This is a genomic window from Bacillus sp. N5-665 (assembly GCF_022637375.2).
Taxonomy (GTDB): domain Bacteria; phylum Bacillota; class Bacilli; order Bacillales; family Bacillaceae_G; genus Bacillus_A; species Bacillus_A wiedmannii.
In genome coordinates this window covers 3,482,745-3,509,236 of the sequence record NZ_CP093325.1, presented here as the reverse complement: position 1 = coordinate 3,509,236, position 26,492 = coordinate 3,482,745, and the positions used below count along the sequence as shown (strand labels likewise).

At 32.6% G+C, this 26,492-nt stretch carries 35 protein-coding genes and 1 pseudogene; 32 read left to right on the top strand and 4 right to left on the bottom strand.

The window, feature by feature from the left end:
- The first annotated feature begins 38 nt into the window (after window positions 1-38).
- From MNO09_RS20560 to MNO09_RS20490, 15 genes are all read left to right on the top strand, one after another.
- Window positions 39-284 carry a hypothetical protein gene (locus tag MNO09_RS20560; RefSeq protein ID WP_001030787.1) on the top strand — a complete coding sequence of 82 codons (246 nt, stop codon included), beginning with the start codon at window positions 39-41 and terminating at the stop codon, window positions 282-284.
- Window positions 285-466: 182 nt separating this feature from the next.
- The gene (locus MNO09_RS20555; RefSeq protein ID WP_000267144.1) at window positions 467-1,252 is read left to right on the top strand and encodes a hypothetical protein; all 786 of its coding nucleotides are present in this window, start codon (window positions 467-469) and stop codon (window positions 1,250-1,252) included.
- Window positions 1,253-1,388: 136 nt separating this feature from the next.
- Complete coding sequence (locus MNO09_RS20550) at window positions 1,389-1,850, top strand: DUF5085 family protein (protein ID WP_070168724.1); 462 nt, start codon at window positions 1,389-1,391, stop codon at window positions 1,848-1,850.
- The gene (locus MNO09_RS20545; RefSeq protein ID WP_088107113.1) at window positions 1,847-2,293 is read left to right on the top strand and encodes a DUF5085 family protein; all 447 of its coding nucleotides are present in this window, start codon (window positions 1,847-1,849) and stop codon (window positions 2,291-2,293) included. The genes MNO09_RS20550 and MNO09_RS20545 overlap by 4 nt, the downstream gene beginning before the upstream one ends.
- Window positions 2,294-2,582: 289 nt before the next feature.
- Window positions 2,583-2,828 (top strand): hypothetical protein, encoded by a 246-nt coding sequence (locus tag MNO09_RS20540; RefSeq protein ID WP_070168725.1) that lies wholly within the window; start codon window positions 2,583-2,585, stop codon window positions 2,826-2,828.
- Window positions 2,829-3,010: 182 nt separating this feature from the next.
- The gene (locus MNO09_RS20535) at window positions 3,011-3,805 is read left to right on the top strand and encodes a hypothetical protein (protein WP_000267171.1); all 795 of its coding nucleotides are present in this window, start codon (window positions 3,011-3,013) and stop codon (window positions 3,803-3,805) included.
- A 199-nt stretch (window positions 3,806-4,004) separates the two neighbouring features.
- On the top strand, window positions 4,005-4,829 hold the full coding sequence (locus tag MNO09_RS20530; RefSeq protein WP_000769100.1) for a DUF3952 domain-containing protein: 825 nt from the start codon (window positions 4,005-4,007) through the stop codon (window positions 4,827-4,829).
- Between the two features lie 100 nt (window positions 4,830-4,929).
- Complete coding sequence (locus MNO09_RS20525) at window positions 4,930-5,724, top strand: hypothetical protein (protein WP_000267174.1); 795 nt, start codon at window positions 4,930-4,932, stop codon at window positions 5,722-5,724.
- 199 nt (window positions 5,725-5,923) lie between these two features.
- On the top strand, window positions 5,924-6,742 hold the full coding sequence (locus MNO09_RS20520) for a DUF3952 domain-containing protein (RefSeq protein ID WP_000768493.1): 819 nt from the start codon (window positions 5,924-5,926) through the stop codon (window positions 6,740-6,742).
- A 123-nt stretch (window positions 6,743-6,865) separates the two neighbouring features.
- Window positions 6,866-6,937, top strand: coding sequence for a DUF3952 domain-containing protein (locus MNO09_RS20515; protein WP_117616460.1), 72 nt, complete (start codon window positions 6,866-6,868; stop codon window positions 6,935-6,937).
- 218 nt (window positions 6,938-7,155) lie between these two features.
- Window positions 7,156-7,917 carry a hypothetical protein gene (locus MNO09_RS20510; RefSeq protein ID WP_000267110.1) on the top strand — a complete coding sequence of 254 codons (762 nt, stop codon included), beginning with the start codon at window positions 7,156-7,158 and terminating at the stop codon, window positions 7,915-7,917.
- A gap of 62 nt (window positions 7,918-7,979) precedes the next feature.
- The gene (locus tag MNO09_RS20505; protein ID WP_000263485.1) at window positions 7,980-8,750 is read left to right on the top strand and encodes a hypothetical protein; all 771 of its coding nucleotides are present in this window, start codon (window positions 7,980-7,982) and stop codon (window positions 8,748-8,750) included.
- Between the two features lie 62 nt (window positions 8,751-8,812).
- Complete coding sequence (locus MNO09_RS20500; RefSeq protein ID WP_000267139.1) at window positions 8,813-9,583, top strand: hypothetical protein; 771 nt, start codon at window positions 8,813-8,815, stop codon at window positions 9,581-9,583.
- 62 nt (window positions 9,584-9,645) lie between these two features.
- Window positions 9,646-10,422, top strand: coding sequence for a hypothetical protein (locus MNO09_RS20495; RefSeq protein WP_000267082.1), 777 nt, complete (start codon window positions 9,646-9,648; stop codon window positions 10,420-10,422).
- Window positions 10,423-10,598: 176 nt separating this feature from the next.
- A complete protein-coding gene (locus MNO09_RS20490) occupies window positions 10,599-11,372 on the top strand; it encodes a DUF3952 domain-containing protein (RefSeq protein WP_000628353.1) in 774 nt (257 codons plus the stop codon).
- A 283-nt stretch (window positions 11,373-11,655) separates the two neighbouring features.
- Here the strand turns inward: MNO09_RS20490 and MNO09_RS20485 are convergent, their stop codons facing one another.
- The gene (locus MNO09_RS20485) at window positions 11,656-12,441 is read right to left on the bottom strand and encodes a GNAT family N-acetyltransferase (protein ID WP_000984745.1); all 786 of its coding nucleotides are present in this window, start codon (window positions 12,439-12,441) and stop codon (window positions 11,656-11,658) included.
- A 132-nt stretch (window positions 12,442-12,573) separates the two neighbouring features.
- Between MNO09_RS20485 and ytfJ the strand changes: the two genes are divergently transcribed.
- The 4 genes from ytfJ (at window position 12,574) to MNO09_RS20465 (ending at window position 14,590) form a co-directional block, all read left to right on the top strand.
- Window positions 12,574-12,999, top strand: coding sequence for a GerW family sporulation protein (gene ytfJ / locus MNO09_RS20480; protein WP_000349987.1), 426 nt, complete (start codon window positions 12,574-12,576; stop codon window positions 12,997-12,999).
- Window positions 13,000-13,159: 160 nt separating this feature from the next.
- Window positions 13,160-13,936, top strand: a complete 777-nt coding sequence (locus tag MNO09_RS20475) for an oxalate:formate antiporter (RefSeq protein ID WP_000014094.1) — start codon at window positions 13,160-13,162, stop codon at window positions 13,934-13,936.
- A gap of 51 nt (window positions 13,937-13,987) precedes the next feature.
- Window positions 13,988-14,308 carry a hypothetical protein gene (locus tag MNO09_RS20470; protein ID WP_000761182.1) on the top strand — a complete coding sequence of 107 codons (321 nt, stop codon included), beginning with the start codon at window positions 13,988-13,990 and terminating at the stop codon, window positions 14,306-14,308.
- A 69-nt stretch (window positions 14,309-14,377) separates the two neighbouring features.
- A complete protein-coding gene (locus tag MNO09_RS20465) occupies window positions 14,378-14,590 on the top strand; it encodes a hypothetical protein (RefSeq protein WP_000798748.1) in 213 nt (70 codons plus the stop codon).
- Window positions 14,591-14,620: 30 nt separating this feature from the next.
- Here the strand turns inward: MNO09_RS20465 and MNO09_RS20460 are convergent, their stop codons facing one another.
- Entirely contained in the window at window positions 14,621-14,959 is a 339-nt protein-coding gene (locus MNO09_RS20460) for a hypothetical protein (protein ID WP_001253201.1), read from the bottom strand.
- Window positions 14,960-15,163: 204 nt separating this feature from the next.
- On the opposite strand from MNO09_RS20460, the gene MNO09_RS20455 reads away from it, so the two are divergent.
- The 11 genes and pseudogenes from MNO09_RS20455 (at window position 15,164) to MNO09_RS20410 (ending at window position 23,302) form a co-directional block, all read left to right on the top strand.
- Window positions 15,164-15,844, top strand: coding sequence for a class I SAM-dependent methyltransferase (locus MNO09_RS20455; RefSeq protein ID WP_000160053.1), 681 nt, complete (start codon window positions 15,164-15,166; stop codon window positions 15,842-15,844).
- 94 nt (window positions 15,845-15,938) lie between these two features.
- The gene (locus tag MNO09_RS20450; protein WP_012644371.1) at window positions 15,939-17,627 is read left to right on the top strand and encodes a formate--tetrahydrofolate ligase; all 1,689 of its coding nucleotides are present in this window, start codon (window positions 15,939-15,941) and stop codon (window positions 17,625-17,627) included.
- A 90-nt stretch (window positions 17,628-17,717) separates the two neighbouring features.
- Window positions 17,718-18,245: a hypothetical protein gene (locus MNO09_RS20445; protein WP_000460226.1), complete on the top strand. Its 528-nt coding sequence runs from the start codon at window positions 17,718-17,720 to the stop codon at window positions 18,243-18,245.
- Between the two features lie 19 nt (window positions 18,246-18,264).
- Window positions 18,265-19,434: a DEAD/DEAH box helicase gene (locus MNO09_RS20440; protein ID WP_000588608.1), complete on the top strand. Its 1,170-nt coding sequence runs from the start codon at window positions 18,265-18,267 to the stop codon at window positions 19,432-19,434.
- A gap of 658 nt (window positions 19,435-20,092) precedes the next feature.
- A complete protein-coding gene (locus MNO09_RS20435; protein ID WP_000455778.1) occupies window positions 20,093-20,434 on the top strand; it encodes a hypothetical protein in 342 nt (113 codons plus the stop codon).
- 436 nt (window positions 20,435-20,870) lie between these two features.
- Window positions 20,871-21,368: a hypothetical protein gene (locus tag MNO09_RS20430; RefSeq protein ID WP_000640276.1), complete on the top strand. Its 498-nt coding sequence runs from the start codon at window positions 20,871-20,873 to the stop codon at window positions 21,366-21,368.
- Window positions 21,369-21,427: 59 nt separating this feature from the next.
- Window positions 21,428-21,499, top strand: a complete 72-nt coding sequence (locus MNO09_RS31080) for a hypothetical protein (protein WP_478209787.1) — start codon at window positions 21,428-21,430, stop codon at window positions 21,497-21,499.
- A 98-nt stretch (window positions 21,500-21,597) separates the two neighbouring features.
- Entirely contained in the window at window positions 21,598-21,990 is a 393-nt protein-coding gene (locus MNO09_RS20425; RefSeq protein WP_000566971.1) for an immunity 50 family protein, read from the top strand.
- A gap of 93 nt (window positions 21,991-22,083) precedes the next feature.
- Window positions 22,084-22,389, top strand: coding sequence for a hypothetical protein (locus tag MNO09_RS20420; protein WP_000836245.1), 306 nt, complete (start codon window positions 22,084-22,086; stop codon window positions 22,387-22,389).
- Between the two features lie 40 nt (window positions 22,390-22,429).
- Window positions 22,430-22,697: pseudogene (locus tag MNO09_RS20415) on the top strand (zinc ribbon domain-containing protein); the annotation flags it as partial.
- A 221-nt stretch (window positions 22,698-22,918) separates the two neighbouring features.
- The gene (locus MNO09_RS20410) at window positions 22,919-23,302 is read left to right on the top strand and encodes a VOC family protein (RefSeq protein ID WP_000581455.1); all 384 of its coding nucleotides are present in this window, start codon (window positions 22,919-22,921) and stop codon (window positions 23,300-23,302) included.
- Between the two features lie 44 nt (window positions 23,303-23,346).
- On the opposite strand, the gene MNO09_RS20405 is transcribed toward MNO09_RS20410, so the two are convergent.
- Window positions 23,347-23,985 carry a zinc dependent phospholipase C family protein gene (locus MNO09_RS20405; protein WP_000535607.1) on the bottom strand — a complete coding sequence of 213 codons (639 nt, stop codon included), beginning with the start codon at window positions 23,983-23,985 and terminating at the stop codon, window positions 23,347-23,349.
- Between the two features lie 29 nt (window positions 23,986-24,014).
- Window positions 24,015-25,001 carry a quinone oxidoreductase family protein gene (locus MNO09_RS20400; protein ID WP_000644660.1) on the bottom strand — a complete coding sequence of 329 codons (987 nt, stop codon included), beginning with the start codon at window positions 24,999-25,001 and terminating at the stop codon, window positions 24,015-24,017.
- A gap of 206 nt (window positions 25,002-25,207) precedes the next feature.
- Between MNO09_RS20400 and MNO09_RS20395 the strand changes: the two genes are divergently transcribed.
- Entirely contained in the window at window positions 25,208-25,786 is a 579-nt protein-coding gene (locus MNO09_RS20395; protein WP_000651110.1) for a sigma-70 family RNA polymerase sigma factor, read from the top strand.
- The gene (locus MNO09_RS20390; RefSeq protein ID WP_000050694.1) at window positions 25,783-26,463 is read left to right on the top strand and encodes a DUF3600 domain-containing protein; all 681 of its coding nucleotides are present in this window, start codon (window positions 25,783-25,785) and stop codon (window positions 26,461-26,463) included. Before MNO09_RS20395 ends, MNO09_RS20390 begins: the two co-directional genes overlap by 4 nt.
- Window positions 26,464-26,492 lie beyond the last annotated feature (29 nt).

The window sequence follows — 26,492 nt, the reverse complement described above, 5'->3', positions numbered from 1 at the left end:
ATTCAAAAGTCAATTTGTAAAAAGGAGAAGATGTTATTTTGAATAAGGATCGGAATGTTTCGGAAACAGAGAAAAGTTTTTTTGGAAAGACAATAGTATCTATCTATAAAGCGTTAGAATTTATAGTGAAATATACAATGATTCTAATCATAATAATGTCAATATTTGTGATAATTGCTGCTGTTTATTTTAAAATATATGAGGGTATAGGGGCGGGTGTATTCCTCTTAATCTCGTCATTATTTGCATATTTGGTATTTTTTAAGAAAAGTAAAAATGCCTAAATTAATAGCGAAAATAAAATTTCAAAGATTAACAACTATAATACGTTATTTGAAGAGGGAAAGTTTTGAATATGGCATGAATGTATAACAGCAAGAAAACCTTCTCTTTTCGTTAAAATGAGAAGGTTCTTATTTTTAATTTACATGATTTAAGTGAATGTAGTTAAGGGTGGGACAATTGGATGTGGAATATAAAAGAAGAAGATTTAGATCAATTTAGGGTGACATGTAAAAGTCGATTAAGCCCTGAGGGTGCTTTAGGTTTTATGATAGGAACAATAGTGTACGTTTCAGTTATGATGTTTTTTCTTATTGGTACTTTGGTAACGTTTGGTTGGGACTATTATACTACTTTCTTCGAGAAAACAATCGTTAGAATGGAACTTGTGCTATATAGCTTGCAAATAATTTTTTTAATTCTATATTCATTTCCAAAAGCTAGATTTAAATTTCAAAAGTTACAAACGATTGTCGTATTATTATATGCATTCCAATTAGGTACGATATTATTCACGGCTTTAATTCTTCCTGGAATGTCTGATTATACAATCGACGGAATTACATTAGTATATGTAGGTTTCTTATTTATAGGAGCAGTGATTATTCATATTGTGACAACGATTGATACGTTTAAACAGGCAAGTGAAGGTGCATATAGTATGAATGAAAGATCTGCTTCCTTTTTTAGTAAAACAAAAGGAACTATGATGAAAGTTGCTTCAATATACGCATTAATCCTTCTTATTTTGATTTATTTTCATAATGATTATGCGTTTGATACTTTTATTGGGTATGTAATAGGTACTGTTTTAATGTATACGATAGCCATTGGTGCAGCTGAATTTCAGCTATTAGCGTATTGTAGATTTAAATTCCCTTCATTTAACATATCGTGGGAGCAACATAAAAGAGAGACTCCAAGATATCAAAAGAAAAATAAAAAAGGTAAATCAAAACGTAAGGCGTAAAGGAAATGAGTATAGTAGGTTTAAATGTTCGCCATTTACTATAATGTGGAAGGAATATGAAAGAGAGCGTAAGTGACATTTGAAGAAACAAAAGAATATATAGCCAAGAGAAAGAATAGTAAAAGGAGTAGGTATTATGAAAATTCAATATAAAGCATTATCACTTTTAAATTTAATTAGTATTACTCAAATTGTAAAAAAAGAAGATTGGTTATTACCTGCTATCGCACTGAGAAATCAAGTTGTTCATAATGGAATATATGCTGTAGGTCCTGTTCTTTTTAAATATCAGCCATTGGAAAATGAACCAGAGTACGGCGAATATACGTATTCTGTTCCAGTAAATGAGCGTGTTAAATTGGGAGAGAATTCTGCATATGAATACGTTGATGGATTAATTATTGAAGAGGCATTAAGTGTTCGATTTACTGATGAAGATGGTGATATTGAGGAGGCTTATAATTTAATACATGAGTTTGCAGAACAGCATCATATTAAATTAGATAGCGGTTTTTATCACGTATGTTTAGATGTATACGGTGACATGTGGCTAGATATTTATGCTCCTATTATAGAAGTAGGTGAAACAATAAAATGATAATTGAAGGACAAAGTATTGCATATACAAATGTTGTTTCAAAAGAGTACTATTTTCATTACGAAGATATGGAAGAAGCAATTGAACATTTTATGTCAGAAATTGCAACAGCGAATTTAACAGTAAAAGGTCCGATGTTTTATGCTTTAAAAAATATACCATCTGATGAAAATATGTACGTTGAATTATTCATGTCAGTAAATGAAGATAAAATTCCAACATCAGAAACACTTCAATTTAGGAGCTATTATTATGTTGATGAGATGCTCATGAAACGATATACGGGAGATTATGAAAAATTAACAGAGCAGGTATATGGTGAAATGCTTCTGTATATGGAGGATAATAATCTGAATTTAGCCTCGCCAATTTATCATGTGTTTAGCGGTGATGAGTCTTTACAGTATGTTGAAGTGAAGATTGCTGTATTTAATGAAGAATAATATTTTAAGCTTGTGGCTTTTAAAATATGGAAACATCATGAAATATCATAAAAGAGATAGCTTTGAATAGGGTTTGGGGAAATGACATAAATAAAACCTTCTCTTCTTGTTAGAATGAGGAGGTTTTTCGTTCTCAAATCTATATGTAATTAACTTAATATTTCGACATGTGATTTTCAGTTGGATTATTCTGTATTGACAGTAGTTACGTACTATAGTTCACTTTGTTGCTATTTTGAAGGGGTAAATTTATTCAAATGTTAATTTGTAAAAAGAGGAGGTTGTTAATTTGAATAAGGATCGAAATGTTTTGGAAACAGAGAAAAGTTTTTTTGAAAGGACAATAGTATCTATATATAAAGCGTTAGAATTTATAATGAAATATACAATGATTCTAATAATAATAATGTCAATATTTGTGATAATTGCTGCTGTTTATTTTAAAATATATGAGGGGATAGGGGCGGGTGTATTCCTCTTAATCTCGTCATTATTTGCATATTTGGTATTTTTTAAGAAAAGTAAAAATGCCTAAATTAATAGCGAAAATAAAATTTCAAAGATTAACAACTATAATACATTATTTGAAGAGGGAAAGTTCTGAATATGGCATGAATGTATAACAGCAAGAAAACCTTCTCTTTTCGTTAAAATGAGAAGGTTTTTATTTTTAATCTACATGATTTAAGTAAAGGTAGTTAAAGGTGGGAAACTTGGATGTGGAATATAAAAGAAAAAGATTTAGATGAATTTAAAATAACATGTAGAAATCGTTTAAGTCCTGAGGCTGCTGTAGGTTTTATGTTAGGTTCAATCATATACACCTCATTAATAATGTTAGGTGTAATTTATGGTTTGGTGAAATTTGGTTGGTCAGTATACCCTAGTTTACTAGAGGAAACAATTATTAAAATAGAGTTATTTTTGTATAGCTTACAAATCATTTTTCTTATTGTATATTTATTTCCCAAAGCCCGTTTTAAATTTCAAAAGTTACAAGCTATAGTTATATTGCTATATGCACTTCAACTTGCGACTATAGGATTTGTAACAGTAGTTGTTTCGAGTATTTTCGGTTATTCAAATGATCGTGTTACATTGACTTATGTAGCCTTATTATTGTTAGGAGCCTTTATTATTCATATTTTTACAACAATTAATACCTTTAAGCAAGCTAGCGAAGGCGCATTTAGTAAGTGGGAAAATTCAGTTTCATTTTTTAGTAAGACAAAAGATTTTTTTATGATTGCTTCTATATTATATGTATTAACTCTCCTAATCTTAATTTATATTAATAATGATTATACGATGGGGCAAATAGGTTGGTATGCCGTATTGACCCTTATACTATATTCGGTAGCCATAGGCGCAGCAGAGTTCCAATTATTAGCCTATTGTAGATTTAAATTTCCATCATTTTATATTTCGTGGGAGGAACATGAAAGGGAACGTCAGAAAAGAGTAAAGCTTTATGAAGAAAAGGAAAAAAGGAGAGCTAAAGAAATAAAATAAGTTTGGAATTCTAAAAATTCAAATAGAGTACATAAGCAATTAAGGACTGTATATAAATTGATCCATTAAAAAATTAAGATATCTTCTATATAATCTATATGAGTAAATAGATACCATTAAGTAAAGATGAAGTGTACTACTATCCAAATAGGAACATAATGAGCCTAAAAATGCCTAGAGAAATCAACGGGGTGTCAGTATGAAGTTAAAGATGAAAGCTAAGATGATAATAGTTCTGTCAATAGTAGCAAGTTTATTAAGTGGATGTGGTTTTGGGGAGATGAAGATAGAGTATGAGAGATTTGTTAAGGCATTAGAAGAAGAGGACATGAGTACGGTAATGTCTGCGAGTGATGATGGGTATGCTTATGTGACCCAAAGAGGTATTTATAGTACGTTTGAGCAAAAAGAAGATGGAGAGCACAGTAAAACAATTCGTCAAACTACGGAAGGTGTATATAATACAAAAGATAAAAGTTTATATGGAGAGGCGATACAAACAGTTGCGACTGATATAGAAAAAGGCAAGGGAAAAAGGACAAATGAAAATTATAAAAAAGAAACGATTTATAGTACTCATGTTAAGTATGAAAATGGACAGGTGAAAAGTCCGGATTCAAATCTAGATGTTTCATACGTGAACTTAATTGTAGATCGTTTAAATGGGATAGGGAAACTAAAGATGAAGCCTGAAGATGATATAAAAAAGTTTGATCAGCCTAATTCAGTGGGATATCGACTAACTGAATCTGAATTTAAAAATATTATTAATAATAAATTAAAGATACAATACGATGAATTTGATGGAGCAACAATCGTATTGCACCTGGATGCCCCAAAAAATCCAAAACAAATTTTGCAAATGAGGATAGATATAGACTTTAAAGAAAAGAATGAGGATGGAAAATTAGTAGAAAATATGTTCCAAATAATAACGTATTTTAATAGAAAACAGGATAATAACCAAGATGCGAGACAGGAATATTTAAAATACAAGGCGCAGTACAACAAAAGAGATGGTTAAGAGTGGCGATGAAAATAAAAAGGTATAAAATCAGTGACTAAGAAAATTGCATCTATATTTTGGTAATATACTATAGTTCGGGGAAAGGTGGAGTTAACAAATGTGGAACATAAAAGAAAAAGATTTAGATGAATTTAAAATAACATGTAGAAATCGCTTAAGCCCAGAAGATTCTATGGTGTTTATGTTTGGAGGAATAGTTTATAGTTCATTATTCATGCTTTTTATTTTGGTAGCATTAATTAAGATTGGCTGGGGTTACTATCCAACTCTCTTTGACAAAATAATTGTTAGTATTGAATTAGTGTTATATGGTTTGCAAGTAATCTTTTTCATTCTATATCTAATTCCAAAAGCTCGTTTCAAATATCAAAAGTTGCAAGCACTTGTGATATTATTATTTGCATTCCAGCTAGGAACTATAGGATTCACATTATTTATACTTCCAGCAATTTCGAATTATTCTATTGATCAAATTACATTATTGTATGTGGGTTTATTGTTTCTAGGAGCAGTTTTTGTTCATCTGGTGACAACAATTGATACCTTTAAACAAGCAGAGAGTGGAGCCTTTAGTACCGATGAAAGAGCAACTTCATTTTTTAGTAAAATAAAAAACAATACAATGATTGGTATTACGATATATGTACTAACCCTTCTTATTTTAATTTATTTTCATAATAATTATGAAACAGGGGTTTTAGTGGGGTATATGGCAGGAACCCTTGTAATGTACGCAGTAGCCATAGGTGCAGCAGAGTTCCAATTATTAGCCTATTGTAGATTTAAGTTTCCGTCATTTTATATTTCGTGGGAGGAGCATGAAAGGGAGCGTCAGGAATTCTTAAAGCGTTATAAAGAGAGAGAGGAAAAGAAAGCGAAAGAAATAAAATAAGTTTTGGTTTCTGAAAATTCGAACAGAGTATATAAGCAATTAAGAATTGTATAAAAATCGATGCTAATAAAAATTAAAGTATCTTCAATATAATCTGTATGAGTAAATAAATACCAATAAGTACAGGTGAAGTGTATTACTTTCCAAAAGGGAACATAATGAACTTAAAAATGCCTAGAGAAATCAACGGGGTGTCAGTATGAAGTTAAAGAAGAAATCTAAGATGATGATAGTTCTGTCAATAGTATCAAGTTTATTAAGTGGATGTGGTTTTGGGGAGACGAAGATAGAGTATGAGAGATTAGTAAAGGCATTGGATGAAGGGGATATGAAAACGGTTATGTCTGCGAGTGATGATGGATATGCATATGTGAAAGAAGAGACTAGCGAAAGTACTTATGAAGAAAAAGAAGATGGTGAACATAGCAGGATAATATATCAAACAACCCATGGAGTATATAATGTGAAAGAAGACGACTTATATGGGAAAACAACTCAAAAGATTGCTACTGATATAAAAAATGATAAAAACGTTGGTAGTAATCAAAATTACAAAAAAGAAACTGTCTATAGTACAAATTTGAAAAATGAAAAATCTCGTTCAATAGCCCAGAATCAAGGCATAGATGTTTCATATGTAAAAATAATGTTTAGAGGATTAAATGAACTTAGTAAATTGAAACCGAGTGAAGATACAAAAAGATTTAGTGAACCGAGCATAATAAGCTATAATTTAACTGAATTACAGTTTAAAAGCATAATAAATGACAAGTTAAATTTAAAATATGATAAATTTGATTCTGCAATATTGATGATTGAATTTAATACGCCTAATGATACAAAAGAAAATCAAATGAGAATAATACAAATAACAATATCGGTAAATTATGAAGAAAGAAAAGAAGATAAGCTTATAAAACGCAATCAAGAAATTTCAACATATTATCATACCAGAGAAGATAATAATCAAAGTGCCAAAAAAGAATATGTAAATTATGAAAAAGAGTATATAAATTAAAAATAATATATTTTGATTGAATTTTGAGAACGATAAATGTTGTGAGGATATGAGTAAAGGGGTAGTAAAAAATAGTTATTGTGATAACAGTTATGTTTTACTGAGCGCGTATAGTTTTGGTAAATCAAAATAGAGTATGAGAGTCTAATAAAGGCATTGGATGAAGGTGACAAGAAGACGGTTATACTTAATTGAAAGAAGAATATTTGGAACTTTTGAGGAGAAAGGATACTATTTGAACTATCAAAAAGCATTCTGAGTATATGATTATGGTAATTAATGTGGTAATGATATACCTAAAAGATTATCTGAATTTAGTTGTACAAAAATTTATGTACTTAAAAATATTAAGAATGGAATAGAATTTTAGTGGATGAAAATTATTTAAACTGTATAGAAGGTGAAATGTCAGGGTGTGGAATATAAAAGAAGAAGATTTAGATAAATTTCGAATAACATGTCAAGGACGTTTAAGTCCTGAAGGTGCTACGGGTTTTATGCTTGGAACAATATTTTATATTTCAATATTTATGTTTATTATTTTTGTAGGTGATTTGAATTACTACAACAATTTTTTTGATAGAACAATTGTTAAAACTGAAATTGTGTTATTTAGTATTCAAATTATATTTTTAATTATATATCTATTTCCGAAAGCATGTTTTACATTTCAAAAGTTACAAACGCTAATCGTATTACTATATGCGTTTCAACTTGGAACGATATTATTTGTAGTTTCGATTGTTTCTGAAATGGCTGATAATTCAATTGGTAGGATGTATACCGGGCTACTAGTTGTAGGAGCAGTTATTATCCATATTGCAGCAACGCTAGATACATTTAAACAAGCAAGTGAAGGTGCATTTAGTAGTGATGAAAGATCCACCTCGTTTTTTAGTAAGACAAAAGGAGCTATGATAAAGGGGGCTATAATATATATATCAATACTACTTCTTCTGATGTATTTTCAAAATGATTATTCAATTGATTTTTTTGTTATGTATGGAGTAGGAACTATTTTAATGTATGCGGTTGCAATCGGAGTGGCAGAATTCCAATTATTGGCGTACTGTAGATTTAAATTCAAGTCATTTAATATGTCATGGGAAGAGAATGAGAGAATGCGTGGGAGAATTCGAAAGCGAAATACAAAATCCAAATCGAAAAGTAAATAAGAGGGAAATAGAATTGAAGTGAATGAAAATTATTTAAACTGTATAGAAGGTGAAGAGCCAGGATGTGGGATATAAAAGAAGAAGATTTATATAAGTTTAGGATGACATGTAATGATCGTTTAAGTCCTGAGGGTGCTATGGTTTTCTTTATTGGAGGGATAGTTTATACTTCAGTATTTATGTTTTTTATTTTTATGGGGGGATTGGATTATTATCATACTTATTTTGATAAAACAATTGTTAAAACTGAAATTGTTTTATATAGCTTACAATTCATCTTTTTAATTCTATATTCATTTCCAAAAGCACGTTATAAATTTCAAAAGTTACAAACGCTCGTTGTATTATTATATGCATTTCAATTAGGTACAATAACATTTACAGCGTTAGTTCTTCCTGGAATATCTGATTATTCAATTGATCGAATGACTTTAATTTGTGTAGGGTTATTATTTATAGGAGCAGTTATCGTTCATATTGTGACAACAATTGATACATTTAAACAAGCGAGTGAAGGTGCGTTTAGTAAGGATGAAAGATCCATCTCATTTTTTAGTAAAAGAAAAGGAGATGTGATGAAGTGGGCTACAATATATGCGCTAATCCTGTTTATTTTGATATATTTTCATAATGGTTATGGAATTGATGTTTTAGTTCTTTATGCGGTAGGTATTGTTTTACTGTATACAGTAGCCATTGGAGCGGCAGAATTTCAACTATTGGTGTACTGTAGATTTAAATTCAAGTCATTTAATATGTCATGGGAAGAGAATGAGAGAATGCGTGGGAGAATTCGAAAGCGAAATACAAAATCCAAATCGAAAAGTAAATAAGAGGGAAATAGAATTGAAGTGAATGGAAATTATTTAAACTGTATAGAAGGTGAAATGTCAAGGTGTGGAATATAAAAGAAGAAGATTTAGATAAGTTTCGAATGACATGTCAAGGGCGTTTAAGTCCTGAAGGTGCGACGGGATTTATGCTCGGAACGATATTTTATACTTCATTATTTATGGTTATTATTTTTATAGGAGGAATAGATTATTATACTACCTTGTTTGATAAGGTAATTGTTAGGATTGAATTAGTGTTATATGGTTTGCAAGTAATGTTTTTAATTCTATATTTATTCCCTAAAGCTCGTTATAAATTTCAAAAATTACAAACGCTCGTTATATTATTATATGCATTTCAACTTGGAACTATCGGATGCACGTTATTTGTTCTTTCTGGAATGATTGAGAATTCAATTGATCTCAATACACGTGTTTATGTAGGTCTATTAGTATTAGGTGGAATTATTGTTCATATTGTGACAACAGTTGATACATTTAAACAAGCAAGCGAAGGTGCATTTAGTAGTGGGGACAAATCAGATTCGTTTTTTAGTAAAACAAAGGGACATGTTATACAAGGTGCTGTAATTTATGTGTTAATTCTTCTTGTTTTAATTTATATAAATAATAATTACTCATTAAACACAATGTTTGGTTATGTTATGTGTAATGTTGTTATGTATGCAGTAGCCATTGGAGCGGCAGAATTCCAGCTCTTAGTGTATTGCAGATTTAAATTCAAGTCATTTAATATGAAGTGGGAAGAGAATGAGAGAAAGTGTGGAAGAATTCGAAAACAAAATAAGAAATCCAAAACGAAAAATAAATAATATATTAATAGAATTTTAGTGTTCGAAAAATAATTGAAACGTATAGAAGGTGAAGAGCCAAGATGTGGAATATAGAAGAGGAAGATTTAGATAAGTTTAGGATGACATGTAATGATCGTTTAAGTCCTGAGGGTGCTACAGGATTTATGTTTGGAGGAATACTTTATAGTTCAATAGCCGTTTTTTCTATTATTGTATCAGGTGATTGGGATTACTGTATGGTTCTCCTTAATATAGGAATTGTTAAGCTGGAAGTGTTGTTATATGCTCTGCAAGTAATTTTTTTCATTCTATATTTATTTCCAAAAGCTCAATTTAAATTTCAAAAGCTACAAACAATTGTTGTATTATTAAATGCATTTCAAATGGCAATAATATTACTCGTAGTTTTGATTGGTACTAAAATGGCTAATAATTCAATTGATCAGATTACATTACTGTATGCAGGATTATTATTTTTAGGAGCAGTAATTTTTCATATTTTGACAACAATTGATACGTTTAAACAGGCAAGTGAAGGTGCATTTAGTATGGATGAAAGATCCGCTTCCTTTTTTAGTAAAGCAAAAGGAAAGATGATGAAGTGGGCTACATTATACGCAGTAACTATTCTTATTTTGCTATATTTTCATAACGATTATGGATTTGATACTTTAGGTATGTATGTAGTAGGGACCTTTTTAATGTATACGATAGCCATAGGTGCAGCTGAATTTCAGCTATTAGCGTATTGCAGATTTAAATTTCCGTCATTTAATAAAACGTGGGAGCAACATAAAAGAGAAACTCCAAGATATCGAAAGAAAAATAAAAAAGGTAAATCGAAACGTAAGGCATAAAGAAAGTGTGTATTGTAAGTTTTGATGATAGAAAAGTAATTATTTACAGGAGAGTATTTTAACTTTTAAAAGAAAATTTAATTATGTAAGGTGATTAAAGTGATTAGAAGATAATCTGATCGAAAATGTAGAGAGTGTAGTGTGATGATGAAATGAACACAAAAAAGGTTTCTAAAATGATTACTATCATAATAACAATCAGCCTACTACAAGCATGTAGTTTTTTTGAAGAAAAGGTAGAGTATGAGCCATTTATTAAGGCATTGGATGAAGGTGACATGAAAAAGGTTATGTCTGCGAGTGATGATGGGTATGCTTTTGTGGAACAAAGAGGTATATATAGTACATATGAACAAAAAGAAGATGGAGAGCATAGTAAAACAATCTACCAAACTTCGACAGGTGTATATAATATAAAAGATAAAAGTTTATATGGGAATACAACACAAGAAATTACCTCGGAAGTAGATGATAAAAATTATAAAGAAGAAGTTAATTATAGTACAAATATTATGTATAAAAATGAAAAGGTGCAAAGTCCGGATTCAAATCTAGATGGTTCATACGTGAACTTAATTGTAGATCGTTTAAAAGGGATAGGGAAACTAAAGATGAAGCCCGGGGATGATATAAAAAAGTTTGATCAGCCTAATTCAGTGGGATATCGACTAACTGAATCCGAATTCCAAAGTATTATTAATGATAAGTTAAAAATTAACTATGATGAATATGATGGATCAACAATTTCACTTAGTTTTGACTCTGCAAAAAATCCAAAACAGATATTACAATTAAGTATTGATATAGATTATAAGAAAAAGAATGAGGATGGAAAATTAGTAGAAAATATGTTCCAAATTATAACTTATTTTAATAGGAAACAGGATAATAACAAAGACGCGAGACAGGAATATATTGATTTTAAAGCACAGTATAATAAGAAGCAGTAATATTAAGAAGAGCATTTGCACGTAATGATAATAGCGACATAAGTGGAATAAATGTTTCATAAATATAGTGGAAAGAATTTGAGGATAAACGCCCCAATTGCTGGAGTAGATGCAACAATTGGGGCGTTTATCTATCTAAATTTAGCTTGAATATATAACATGTTTTAGTTAGAGTATTGCTCCGCAAGTAGTTTTTCAATCTTCATAATAACGGTGTGAAGTTTTTGTGTAATCGGCTTTTATTGCTAAGTTACAACTATTTCCTCTTATAGAGTACCTCTTATTATCGGTACATCGTCCACATCCCGATGTCATTAAACCCTAGACGTTTATAAATTCGTCCAGCAGCTGGATTGTTATAAAATAAACAAAGTGTTCGGCCTTCTTTCGTAAAGTCTCGAATCATTTTTTGTAATATGAGTGAAGCGTAGCCATTTCCGCGATAATTTGGGTGTGTACATACGCCAACAACCATTGCAGATAATGAATTTTCAGCGGAAGTAGAGGCGGATGCGATGATTGCACCGTCTTTTTCAATATAATATGTACGTCCTGTATTGGTTTCGATAGCTTGCCTTAACATTTTTTCTGATTCATGAGCAGTCGGGAATTCATCGATGCTACTTCTTAATTGCATAATTCGATCTACATCATCTATTGATGCAAGCTTAATCGTTTCATGAATAGGCGTGTCAGGTAAGCTGTTGCCATTTAGACATTCACAAAAATACATATCACTTTTGGCACCTAGTTGAATAGCAGGAGAAGTTTCAAATTTTTCTACGATAGTTGACTTGCCAGAGAGTTTAAGCGGCTTATATGCGGAAAGAAGTGTCTCATAATCAATGGTAACAAAGTCTTCTTTACTATAGGGTATAAATGAATCGTGGAAGCGGAGTAAAATTGATTTTAATGTTCCATTCTCTTTAAATACTCCCCATAATTCTTGAAAATCTGTGTCATAACCGAAAGCTTCAATATCTCCAATAATAAACAAGTTAATGGCTGCTTCTTCTTTTAGGTAAGCGAATACTTGTTCATGATCTTTCTTTGTTAATTTTCGCATCATAACGAATCGACCTCTTTTTTTATTTTTCTAAATATTACAACTTAAGTTTTTTGAAATCAATATAAAATTTTATGTTTAGTTCACAAACTTTCGGAAAAACTAGGAAAGATATGACAAAGGAGGTTATGAACGGTGGATCATCCAATTCAAGGGTTAATGAAAGCGGCAATGGAAAATTTAAAAGAAATGGTCGATGTAAATACGATTGTTGGAGAGCCTGTTCAAACGGCTGACGGTGGTGTGGTGTTAACGGTTTCTAAAGTAGCGTTCGGGTTTGGAGCAGGAGGTTCTGATTTCCAAACGAATGATGGACAAAGAGCGAACGGTAACCCTGCATTTGGTGGCGGTAGCGCGGGTGGTGTTTCTATTACACCAGTAGCATTTCTTGTAGTGAATAAAGATGGAGTAAATATTCTGCATCTACAAAATGCGACACATTTAGCAGAAAAAATGATTGAATTAGCTCCACAAACAATTGATAAAATTCAATCGATGTTCCAAAAAGATGAAAAGAAAGAGGGAAATCATCATCCTCAAAACCCAGATGAAATCCTTTAAAAACGCCTGCTCACGAGCAGGTGTTTTTTCTTGTAATCACTATGTAATAAAACACATGAAATTGTAAATAGTTTTTGAATTTTTTTCTATGTTTCTAAAATTTTTCATGTTAAAATATGCTATAGAATTGAAACATATAAAACGAAGGTGGCTAGGTGCTTTGTCTGGAGGATCTGACCAAGTAAAGAATATGATATATATTAATGGTAATCGTCGGGGTCATTGTTTTATTACATCAGGAATTACGTTTAAAGAGTTTGCAAGTAACATCCCTTCACCGCTTCATCAAGTGTTGCTTTTGAAGCATAACTTTGAATGGACAGATTTTCATTATCATACTTTATTTGAATATGTTGAGGAAGAAAATATACATAAGCTAATTCAAGCAGAGATTGATGAATTTGATGAATTTTGTTGGGTAGATTTTGATGATGCAAGCGATTTAGATGAATTAGAGCCAAAAGAAATTGCAGAGCTTTTATATTTGGCTCACAAAAAAGAACCACTTGCAAGAACATTCTTTCCGCTATTGAAAAATAGATTTGTTTATTTTTCACATGATGACGGATGGTACAACAAAGTGTATTATCGTAGAATTGCTGACTTTGTAGGAATGTTAAGTAAAGTCATTCCTTATAAACTCGGTGCTTTCGGTAAGAAACGTTTTTCTTTGTTCCAAAAATCAAAAATTTTCCCAGCAATTTCGAAAGAAGTGATCATGGGGCTTCTTCCATTAATGGAAGATGGTCTTTATATTGATCTAGCAGGGAAAATTGAGTCAAGAAGAGGTCTTGAAATTCCGGTATATGTAGTTGGTTCGTATGAAAGTACGGATGAGGTACTAGATAATATTGACGAATTGAAAGAAGAAGCAACAGAGACAGGTTGGCTCATTTTTGATAAGAAAGAACAAGAGTGGCAATGGGTTGTGGACTAAGAAAACTTGGCGCATGCAGTCAAGTTTTCTTGTCATTTGAAAGGAGTACAAATGAAGAAATATTATACAATTGTGGGTATTGTAAGTATTATTCTCGTGGCGATATTACTTATAACTTGTCCGAAAGAATCAGATTTTAAATTGTATCTAGAAGATAAGTATGCATTGAAATGTAATGAGAGTAGTTTTGAATGCACACAAAATGTAGATGGTAAAAAAGAAAAATTACAATTTGAAAGTGCAGATGCACGAAATGGTGTATTCTTTATGACTGTAAAGCAAACATTTAAAACAGAAGCTGGTGTTACGAAAGAATATAGCGGAGTAGGAATGTTTGGTACATTTCTTTTTGTTTCAGAGAAGACTTTCTAGTAATAGAAGGTCTTTTTCTTATGCTTATGTTCATATAGATGAAGTAAGACAAGCATAGGAGGGGTAGTAATGAAGAATACATGTATCGTTTGCGGTGGTGAGGAGTTTTTTTCCTCAACTTTGTATGCACGTACGAAACAAGATTGGGCATATGCACAAAATATGTATCGATTTGAAAAGGTGTTTATTGAGCATCGGGATGAAGAAAATTATCCAGTGTTTCAAGAAATTACAGCGAAACATTGCTGTGGATGCGGTCATATTATGTTGTACCACGAATGAACACACCAAGTATAACTTGGTGTGTTTTTTTTAAAACGCTGACAAAGCAAGCGGATAGAGTAAAGTAAATAAAACAGAAAAACTACCAAAACCAATTGCTGTATATCCAAGTGTTCTTGCGCCGAAATTGACAGCTAATAAGCCGACTAAAATCGCAAGAGAGCCGAGTGTAACCGGATAAAATGCAATTGAGAAAAGCGAAAGAAATAAAGCGACATAGCCTACCATTGCACCGGTATTTGTACCTTCTATTTCATTTGCAATTTCTTTACGCTTATGTCTAATTGGTATGCCAGCTGGTGATATTTCAGCTGCATACTCTTCGTTTTTTTCACCACTTTTAAAATGATGATTTCTCTTTCTTCGCATGTACATCCCTCTCTTTCAATTGGGTGTACCTATAGTATCTTACATAAAGAGAAGAACATGAGTATGAGTTAAACCCAAGTAAAGCAAAAATTGGAGAATAAAGATTCCATTATTAGCTTGTACATCTCCTAGTGAAGATAAACAGGAATTTTGGAAAATGGTGTAGAATGAAATGAGTGATAAAACGTGAAGGCAGGGGAATGTATGACGAAATTTAATTGGCATGAATCAGCAGAGAAAAAATGGGATAGTAGTGCAGAATTTTGGACTCAAAATAGTCAGGAGATGTGGGATAGCGGGAGTAGGAGTACAATTATTCCATTTTTTGAACAGTATGTGAAGAAAGAAGCTCAGGTGCTCGATGTTGGTTGTGGGGATGGATACGGTACATATAAATTAAGTCGCGCGGGCTACAAAGCAGTTGGAGTAGATTTATCAGAAGTGATGATTCAAAAAGGGAAGGAGCGCGGAGAAGGACCGAATTTATCTTTTATAAAAGGGGATCTTTCTTCCTTACCATTTGAAAATGAGCAATTTGAATCAATTATGGCAATTAATTCTTTAGAATGGACCGAGGAACCATTACGAGCATTAAATGAGATAAAGCGCGTTTTAAAAAGCGATGGGTATGCATGTATTGCAATTTTAGGACCGACAGCAAAACCTCGAGAGAACAGCTATCCTCGTTTATACGGCAAAGACGTTGTTTGTAATACGATGATGCCTTGGGAATTTGAACAGTTAGCGAAAGAACAAGGTTTTGAAGTTGTAGATGGCATCGGTGTATATAAGCGCGGAGTAAATGAGAAGATGCTAGGTCAACTACCTATCGAGTTACAACAATCGTTAACATTCTTATGGGTATTTATGTTAAAAAACATATAAAGAAATGAAAGAATTTTTAGGAGGTAAATAAGTGCAGAAAATACAAAAAACTGATACAATATCATCAGAACCAATTAAAGGGGGACTAGGGTATATGACAACTACTACAACAGTTAAATCCGACATTGAAATCGCACAAGAAGCGAGTATGAAGAAGATTCAAGAAATTGCAGCTGAATTAAATATTTTAGAAGATGAATTAGAGCCATACGGACATTATAAAGGTAAGTTATCTCTTGATATTTTTAAGCGCTTACAGAACGAGAAAGACGGTAAAGTTGTTTTAGTAACAGCGATTAACCCAACTCCAGCTGGAGAAGGTAAATCAACAGTAACAGTTGGTTTAGGTCAAGCTTTTAATAAAATTGGTAAGAAAACAGTAATTGCACTTCGCGAACCATCTCTTGGACCAACGATGGGGCTAAAAGGTGGAGCAGCAGGAGGTGGTTTTTCACAGGTTGTACCTATGGAAGACATTAACCTTCACTTTACTGGAGATATTCATGCGATCACAACTGCTAATAACGCGTTAGCGGCGTTTATTGATAATCATATCCAACAAGGAAACACACTTGGGATTGATACGCGTAAAATCGTTTGGAAACGCTGTGTTGACTTAAATGATCGTGCCCTACGTAACGTAGTAATTGGTCTTGGTGGACCAGTTCAAGGTGTACCACGTGAAGACGGTTTCGATATTACAGTGGCATCTGAAATTATGGCCGTATTCTGCCTTGCAACAGATATTCAAGATTTAAAAGCACGTCTATCTCGCATCGTAGTTGCTTATAACTTTGCAAATCAACCTGTAACGGTTAAAGATTTAGGTGTAGAAGGTGCGTTAACATTATTATTAAAAGACGCATTAAAACCAAACTTAGTACAAACGTTAGAAAATACACCAGCTATCATTCACGGCGGACCATTTGCGAATATCGCTCACGGTTGTAACAGTGTTATCGCTACAACAATGGCAGCAAAATTAGGTGATTATGTTATTACAGAAGCTGGATTCGGTGCTGATTTAGGTGCAGAGAAGTTTTTAGATATTAAAGCTCGAGCAGCTGGTATTAAACCAGAAGCAGTTGTTATTGTTGCGACTATTCGTGCGCTTAAAATGCATGGTGGCGTAGCAAAAGATCAATTAAAAGAAGAAAATGTAGACGCATTAGCAAAAGGTATGGAAAACTTACAGAAGCATGTTGAAACAATTCAAAGCTTCGGTGTACCTTTCGTAATTGCAATTAATAAATTTATTACAGATACAGATGCAGAAGTTGCATACTTACAAGAGTGGTGCAATGAGCGTGGCTATGCAGTATCCTTAACGGAAGTTTGGGAAAAGGGTGGCCAAGGCGGAGTTGACCTTGCTGAAAAAGTATTAAAAGAAATTGAAAAAGGTGAGAACAACTACGCACCACTTTATGAATTAGAATTACCATTAGAAGAAAAAATTCGTACAATTGCTCAAAAAGTGTATGGTGCAAAAGATATTGAGTTTGCTCCGAAAGCACGTAAGCAATTAGCTCAATATGAAGGAGAAGGATGGAGTAACCTACCAATTTGTATGGCTAAAACACAATACTCTCTTTCTGACGATGCAACAAAATTAGGTCGTCCATCTGACTTTATCGTTACAATTCGTGAGCTAAAACCATCTATTGGTGCAGGGTTTATCGTTGCGTTAACAGGAACAATGTTAACAATGCCAGGCCTTCCAAAACAGCCAGCAGCACTACAAATGGATGTAAATGAAGATGGAAAAGCAGTAGGTTTATTCTAAAAGGTTGTAATTCATCTCGTTTATCTGTAAACTATATATACATCAAGTGGCGCCTTTCCATCGAAAGGCGCCTGTTTTTTGGAGGAAATTATGTTTGATCCAACTGCTTTTGATAATTTAAAAGTAATCGTAGAAGGTGCTGTTTATGATTTTGATTTACATGGAGATATTCTTGTAACAGATCGAAAAGATATGATGGACCTTGCCTCATTAAGTCGTATATACCATATTTCATTTCAATTAACAGAACCGTTCGAACCGGTAGTAAAAGCAACATTTTCACTATCTGTAGATGCAAAGAACTTGTCTGGTGAAATATTGGAAGTACCACAATTTACACCAGGTTGTGAAATGAAGTTAGCATTTTCATTCCCGATAGAAAAACCAGAGGTAGTGTGTGAAGAAATTGAAACTTTCATGCATTCTATATGGGGAAAAGAAAGAATGATTACGCAAAAAATTTCATACGAATATAATAAGCAAGCGATTTCATATCATAATAAGGTAGAGGTTCTATTTCAAAAAGCGATTACAGAAGACCATGTTGATGATTTAATAGCTGTTATTTCACACATGATAGAAACGGTGCGAACAATACAACATTTTCTTCAAAAATAGAGATAAAGGAGAAAAACAAATGATAAAAGATATGCAACCATTTTTACAACAAGCTTGGGAGAAGGCTGGTTTTAAAGAATTAACTGAAATTCAAAAACAAGCGATTCCAACTATTTTAGAAGGGCAAGACGTTATAGCTGAATCTCCAACTGGAACAGGAAAAACATTAGCGTACTTATTACCCCTTTTACATAAAATTAATCCTGAAGTAAAACAACCACAAGTTGTTGTTTTAGCGCCAACACGTGAGCTTGTAATGCAAATTCACGAAGAGGTTCAAAAGTTTACAGCAGGGACTGAAATTTCAGGGGCATCTTTAATTGGTGGTGCAGATATTAAGCGCCAAGTTGAAAAATTAAAGAAACATCCGAGAGTAATTGTCGGTTCACCAGGACGTATTTTAGAATTAATTCGAATGAAAAAGCTAAAGATGCATGAAGTGAAAACGATTGTATTTGATGAGTTTGATCAAATTGTAAAACAAAAGATGATGGGCGCAGTACAAGATGTAATTAAGTCTACAATGCGAGATCGTCAATTAGTATTCTTCTCGGCGACAATTACAAAAGCGGCAGAAGATGCTGCACGTGATTTAGCAGTTGAACCACAATTAGTACGTATAACACGTGCGGAGTCAAAAAGCTTAGTTGAGCATACGTATATCATTTGTGAGCGACGCGAAAAAAATGATTACGTAAGAAGAATTATGCATATGGGCGATGTAAAAGCAGTTGCTTTCTTAAATGACCCATTCCGTTTAGATGAAATTACTCAGAAATTGCAATTCCGTAAAATGAAAGCAGCAGCTCTTCATGCAGAAGCAAGTAAGCAAGAGCGTGAAGCAACGATGCGTGCTTTCCGCGGTGGGAAATTAGAAATTCTACTTGCTACTGATATTGCAGCACGCGGTATTGATATCGATGATTTAACACATGTAATCCACTTGGAGTTACCAGACACAGTCGACCAATATATACACCGCTCAGGACGTACAGGACGTATGGGTAAAGAAGGAACAGTCGTTTCTCTTGTAACACAACAAGAAGAGCGTAAATTACTTCAATTTGCAAAAAAACTAGGCATCGTATTTACAAAGCAAGAAATGTTCAACGGATCATTTGTAGAAACGAAACCGAAAGCACCAAAGAAAAAGAAACCAGCATTTACTGGGAAGAAAAAGCCTAGATAATGTGAAACTTTAATCAGTGGGGATTCCTCCGCTGATTATTATCCCTCATCAATCGGACGTTTACGGGATAAATAATAGGGAAGGCGTAACTATTTATAGTTACGCCTTTTTTATTTGAGTCAATATGCTCATTTTAGGTAACTAATTATTTCCTCTTAAAAATATATAGAAAGATTATTCACTAACTTAAATTTTTTCTAAGTCAATGTAAGGATGTATTGGTATAATTAATGATGTGCTCCATTTTATGGATTAACTTATTGATATAGGGTCTATACTTTGGGTTATATGAAAATACTACATATTCCCTGTTAAATATCATTAATATAAAAAACTACATAGGCTCTTCTTTTGTAATTAAAAAACATATTACAGTAAGGAGTTATATTATAATGGCAATCTTTCAAAGTGATGTTCAAAAAGCTGAAAAAATTGCTACGCAAATGAGTTCTGATTCTGAAGCAGTTCAAAAACAATACCACATGCAATACGTACGACAGTAACTGTTAATTCCAAAGCGTGAGAAGCAAATAATAATAAGATTGAAGTCGATACAGTTAGATATGTAAGAAAAACCTCTCTCAGATTTAAAATAGAAATAATTATACAGAATAATGAGATAATAAATATGTAATCTATTTATACTAGGAGGTGAAAAATGGAATACATATACGAATTTTATCGTGATGGACTCGGCGGATTAAGAATACGTTTACCCAAAGAGATTTCTATAATTTCTCATTTTTTAGAAGATATTTTAGATGATGAAGCAGATGAGTATATACAGATTTTAGATACTGTAGTGAAGCAAGAAGTTCCACAATATGAAATAGAAGGGAACGTAGCAGCAGTCTACATTGAACCTAATTATACTAGTGCTATTAACTTATTTATGAGTGCCCCAAATAACCAATGTAAAATTGAGACCTCTGAATTTAGAAAACTACTTGTGTTGTGGCGAGATACAGTGGTAGCAGAAGGGAAAGATATTGAAGCGTAAAAAACACTAGAAAGTGTGGTCTTTTTTCACTTAAATTTAATTACTCCATATTTTATAGTTGTTTTCCATAGAGAACTATCAGTAGAATAAAGTGGACATATCCGAAGTAATGCAAATATATTTAAAGGGATTTATCTCTCCCCCATAAAACGTGGTGTTTTAGAATCGAAGTTTTAAATATTACACAGATTTTGCGAACCCCTGGCGAACGAGAATGCCGAAAACCTTCCCTGACCTTAAGATAGAATTGAATTATTATGAAAAAATATTATTGAACGTGGAATACAGAGTGGGTCTACAACAGCTCGTGAAAGGAAGATACCATCCATAATTGTCTTGAAAAAAGACAGGATTTTTATGAAGAAAAGATATTTGAACATTTCAGGCTTAATAACGATCATCATACTTATTATAATAAATGAGAGGCGTATAGATTATGATATATCAAAATGATAGGATTCGTAGGAAGAAGGCATTAATTAGTGCTGAAAAAATCATTAGCCTATTTTCAAATTTAAAATTTATTGAATTTGAAAATCCCGATTCTGCATGGATAGAACTATTCGATATACCATTGAAAAAGTTTCGTAAGGTTGACTCTAAACCAAAGTTTTGTATTCCAATTGGTAATGTTAAAAGTAAGTATATTTTATGGATTGAAAATTCTTTAGCTTCTTTAAATTTTTCAAATCATATAACAGAATATTTTATATTAGTTCCTAATTGTTTAGAACCGATATGGGCAAATGTTAGGATATTGAACTTCACAAAATTTATTGAGGAGCTTTGGGACATTTCTGAAACTAACGAATTTACAATTGCTGATAAGGGCACGGGACAAATTGTACAAATATTTTCTGAGGAAGAATATTATGAAATTCATTTTGAGTGTTGCGACATAAAGCCCATTGACTCTTCAAAAAATGGATACTAAACGATAAAAAACAGCCTATTATGACCCAGGAATTCACATATGAAGTCGATGGATAAAAAATTATAATTCTAGATCATTTAGCCGGTCATATCTTCGGGAAACGTGGCATTGGAGATCAACCAACTCATTAAAATGAAAGACCTGAGTACAATACAAGAATGGGACAAGTAGATGGGATGGAGAAACATTATTATTTTGAGAAGAGGAATAATAAATAGGGAGTATAAAAATGATTGATCAATTAAAAATTTTAAATCCCCAGGCGTTAATTAGCATTTTTGGAAAAATACCAAAATTTGAAGACGCAGAGTTATTAGAAGTGTGTCTTAAAAGGGATGGCCCTACCTTAGTTATCCAATTGATGACAAAAGAAAACGTTGAATATAAACCTAAACGCTGGAATAAGTGGGATGTAATTTATGTAGAAATCTCTTTCTTTACTATTCGCAATTTAACAATAGAAAGTTTAGGAACAGAAAATATCATTGAGCATTTTGAAATAAGTACGACTTCAGAAGGCAGTTTATTAAAAATTAAATGTAAGAATCAAATGATAGTTGAAACTTTATTTGACTGGGCAAGAATAGAAGGAGTTACTCCAGGTTTAATAGGATTACCTTAAGTGAACTAACGGGTGTTTTAGTTGAACAACATTTAAACAACTTTATTATCACTTTACGTTCTGATGGATATTCTTAAAAAGGAGTAGTGTTGTATGAAATCAATAAATGTAAATGGAACTATATATCATATTGAATCTGTTCCTTTTGAAGATAAGAGTGAACAGGATGAAGAGGGATACTATGAATATTTTTACAAAGGAGTCAATTTATCGTTTCACTCTGACAAAGAAGTAATCAAAGCCCGAATTTATGACGAGGAAGAAATAATATATTTCTCAAAAAATCCAATTCTTGCTTTTGGTAAAGATTTTGAAGCGATAAAGAAATATATAATTAAAGAATATGATGTAAAGAAATTTAAGATTCCAGGTGGGGAAAAAGCTTATATAGAGTTATAGCCATAATCGACCTTAAACATTACCATGATTTATTAAATACAATATGAAAGGAATGTCACGAGTACTTAGATTTGGTAAGAGTGTAGCGGATAACGGTTGGCGGATGCTCACGCCCTTTTTTAGCATATAAGCTACAAGAACAAGGTAAACAGCTTGTAAAAATAGATAAATGGTTTCCTTCTACAAAGATGTGTAGTCGTTGTGAAAATAAAAAAGAAATGCCATTATGTGGACTCACAATCAGTCGTGATTATAACGCAGCTATCAATATCAAAAAAGAAGCCATAAGCTTCTTAGCGTTGGCATAAATAGTAACAAAATGACCTTTGGAACAAGGGGTTAGCTATCAAAAGTAACGATGAACCGAGAAGCCTCCACTTCCGGGTAAGCACGTAAGAGATACTAAGTGGTGGGTAGTTCACAGTTCACTAACTAGCGATTTACAAGTATTCAACTGAATGAAAAAAGGAATAATAATAGTACCTGTAGAAACCTACATAGAATATTAAAACCATTAGGGGGAAAAACAATGATTCATAAAGTCGGACAAATTATGTTATATGTAAATAATCAAGATGAGGCAGTACATTTTTGGACGGAAAAGGTAGGGTTTCATGTAGTTGCAGAGGAAGATAACAAGCAAGGAATGAGATGGATTGAAATTGCTCCGAATAGCGGTGCAGAAACGAGCATTATATTACATAATAAAGAAGTTATTTCTAAGATGAGCCCAGAATTAAATCTTGGTACACCGTCCCTAATGTTCTTCTCAGAAAATCTTGATCAACTATATACAGATTTAAAAAATAAAAATGTTACTGTTGGCGAAATGGTAACTATGCCTTCTGGTAAAGTGTTTAACTTTGCTGATAGTGAAGGCAATTATTTTGCGGTTATGGAAAAGAACAAATAATAATATTGCTATGTGAAAATCCCCCTCAAATATATTGAGGGGGATTACATGTTTGAAGTGGATTTTTCATTAGAGAGTTGATTAATATAAAATACGCCTTTTTTAATAGCTGTCTCAATATAACCAATGATTTGATTAAACGTAAATACTTGTAAGTCTTCATGTAAATGTTGCTTTGGATACAACATATCTTCAAAAAGATACTTTCGAAAAGCTAAAACGTTTTCTTTAGAAACCTCTTCAATATCTATAATGTGAGCCTCTTGATTGAGAAGAGAGAAGAGCCGTTGTTCTTTATCGTAATGATAAAGTAATTTTGCGTTCAATAATTTAAAGTCGTTGTAGTACATAGGCGCGATAGTTTCGTCATTTTCGATTCTGTTTTTAAGCCAAGGTAGAAAAAAGCCGCTTAGCCAATTATCATCGGCAATGAGGTGGGTGCAATAGCCTAGGAGAAAAGGGGACTCCATATAATCTTTATATTTATGAATAAATGATTCATAATCAATTCGTCTCGTATAGTCTTTTGTTGAGCCAGCGTAAAAATGTGAGGTGACTTTTTCTATCTTTGAATGCACAGCATCGGGGGCTACGCCTCCAAGTATGAAAGAAGTTTTATCTTGGATATTTAGTTTTTCGGCAATCCTGTTAGCGATAATAGCATGCATAATTCGTGATCCCATGAATGACACCTCGGTTTCAAGTATTCATTTCAGGAAGGGGACTGAACAGTTAGTATTACTTTCCCTGTACTTTTTCTACTTTCGACCCATTCATGTGCTTTCCCTGCATCTTGAAGTGGAAAAGATTTCGCAGCTTTCATTTTCAGACGGCCATCACGTAAATAACGGAAAACTTCATTTGCAGTTTCTTGGAGTAGTTCAGGACGTTTTTTTCGTGTAGTACCAAAGCTAAAACCGAGTATAGAGCGGCAACTTGCGTGTAAATCTTTCGTTTGAAAGTTACCAATTTCACCGCTTGCATTACCGAAATGAACGAGGCGACCGTAATAAGCAAGACATTTTAAACTTCTTTCCGAAACCGTTCCAGAAATAGAATCTAAAATTACATCAACCCCTTCACCATTTGTCAGCTCATTGACTTTCTCTACAAAATCTACATCTTGATGACATATAACATAATCAGCTCCAGCGTCTAAAGCGATTTTACTTTTCGCTTCATTTCCGACAGTACCGATAACGGTTCCAGCCCCTAATCGTTTTGCAAGTTGAATCGCTGTAGTACCAATTCCACCAGCAGCCGCATGAATGAGTACTGATTCGCCTTGTTGAAGTCGTGCAACATTTGCGAGTAAATTATAACTTGTAAAAGATACGATCGGACAAGCAGCTGCAATTTGAAAGTCAACTTCATCAGGTAATACGAAAGTAAGATTTTCATTTGAAACAACGTATTCAGCGTAAGATCCATTTTGAGGAAAAGCAATGACACGTTGTCCAGGATAAATATTTTTCACATGAGAACCGACACGTTCTACAATACCAGCGGCATCTATACCTGGAATAAAAGGTAGTGCTTTATTTCCTTTTTTTCCATATCGTGATTTAATATCGGCGAAATTTACACTAGTAGCAACAACACGAATTAAAACTTGATCTTCTGAAATAACCGGTATATCCACATCTGTATATTGCATCACTTCAGGACCACCGAACGACGTTACAACGATAGCTTTCATCATATATCCTCCTAAATTTAACTATATAAATCATTTTAAGTCTTCATTAGAAATTGGAAAATTATATAATAGTTATGCAAGGTTATAAGTGAAGCTTATGAACTCATTGAATCATTATATTAATTTATATAAAAAATGTTTGAAAAAATCGAACGAAACATCAATTACTTGCCAATATATAGTGTATGACAAGGGAGGGAAGGTACATGAAGGATGAAACATTGTATTCAGATTTAATCCAATTAACTTTATCAGGCAATAAAGAAGCATATAGCGAATTGTACGATAAAACGATTCAAGAAGTATATAAAACAGCACATTTTTTAATAGAAGATAAAACGGATGTAGATGATATCGTTCAGGAAATATACATACAACTATATGAATCGCTTCGTAAATATGATGTCGAGAAGCCATTTCGTCCTTGGCTAATTGGACTTGCAATTAAACAAATTCATTCTTATAGAAGAAAGAGATGGATGCGACTGCGAATTGTAAAAAAAGCAGAAGAGCAAAGAAAACCAGTACAAATTGATTTTTCTAACGATGTTGTAAGTAAAATATCAAATCAAAAATTAATCGAACTCATTCATAAGTTACCGTATAAATTGAAACAAGTTATTATCTTAAGATACTTACACGATTACTCTCAAGAAGAAGTAGCACAAATATTACATATTCCAATCGGTACAGTTAAGTCTAGAATTCATGCGGCATTAAAGAAACTACGCCAAAAAGAACAAATAGAAGAAATCTTTTTAGGAGAGGTAGGGAATGTGAAATGAGCTTAGATTGTAGAGTTAGAGAATCTATACAAGAAGAAGCGAAGGGGATTGTTGCCCCGCCGGAGTTAAAAGAAAAAGTAATTGTTCAGATTAAAATGAATCGCAGGGGTAACAAAAGGAAGAAGCGACTTATTGCAGGAGTGCTTGCAGCAGTATTTTTAATCCCAACGACTGGTTTTGCTTACCAATCTATTATGGCGGATGGTATATACGGATCTTTTGAGAATTTAAAAAAACATGCTGGAGCAATGACATTAGAAGCGTATATGCGTTTTAATGCAAAATTATCAGAAGCGAAAGATGAAATGGGTGCGAAGGAATATGAAGAGTTTACAACAGAACTGAAGAAATTAACAAATGCAAAACTTGAGTACGGGGATTCGAACGGTAATATTGATTATGATCAATTATCACTAGGAAAAAGAGAAGAAATGAAAAATTTAAGTATGAGCCTTCAACCATACTTTGATAAATTAAATGGTCATAAATCTAGTAAAGAAGTATTAACACAAGAAGAGTTTGATCGCTATATGGAAGCTTTAATGACACATGAAATAGTACGAGTGAAGACTAAATCAACTGGTGGAATAAAAGTAGAAGATATACCTGAGGCGTACAAAGAAAGATTTATGAAAGCAGAGCAGTTTATGGAGTATGTAGATGAAAAGGTACGATAAATAAAAAAGCTCATAGCCTAAGCTGTGAG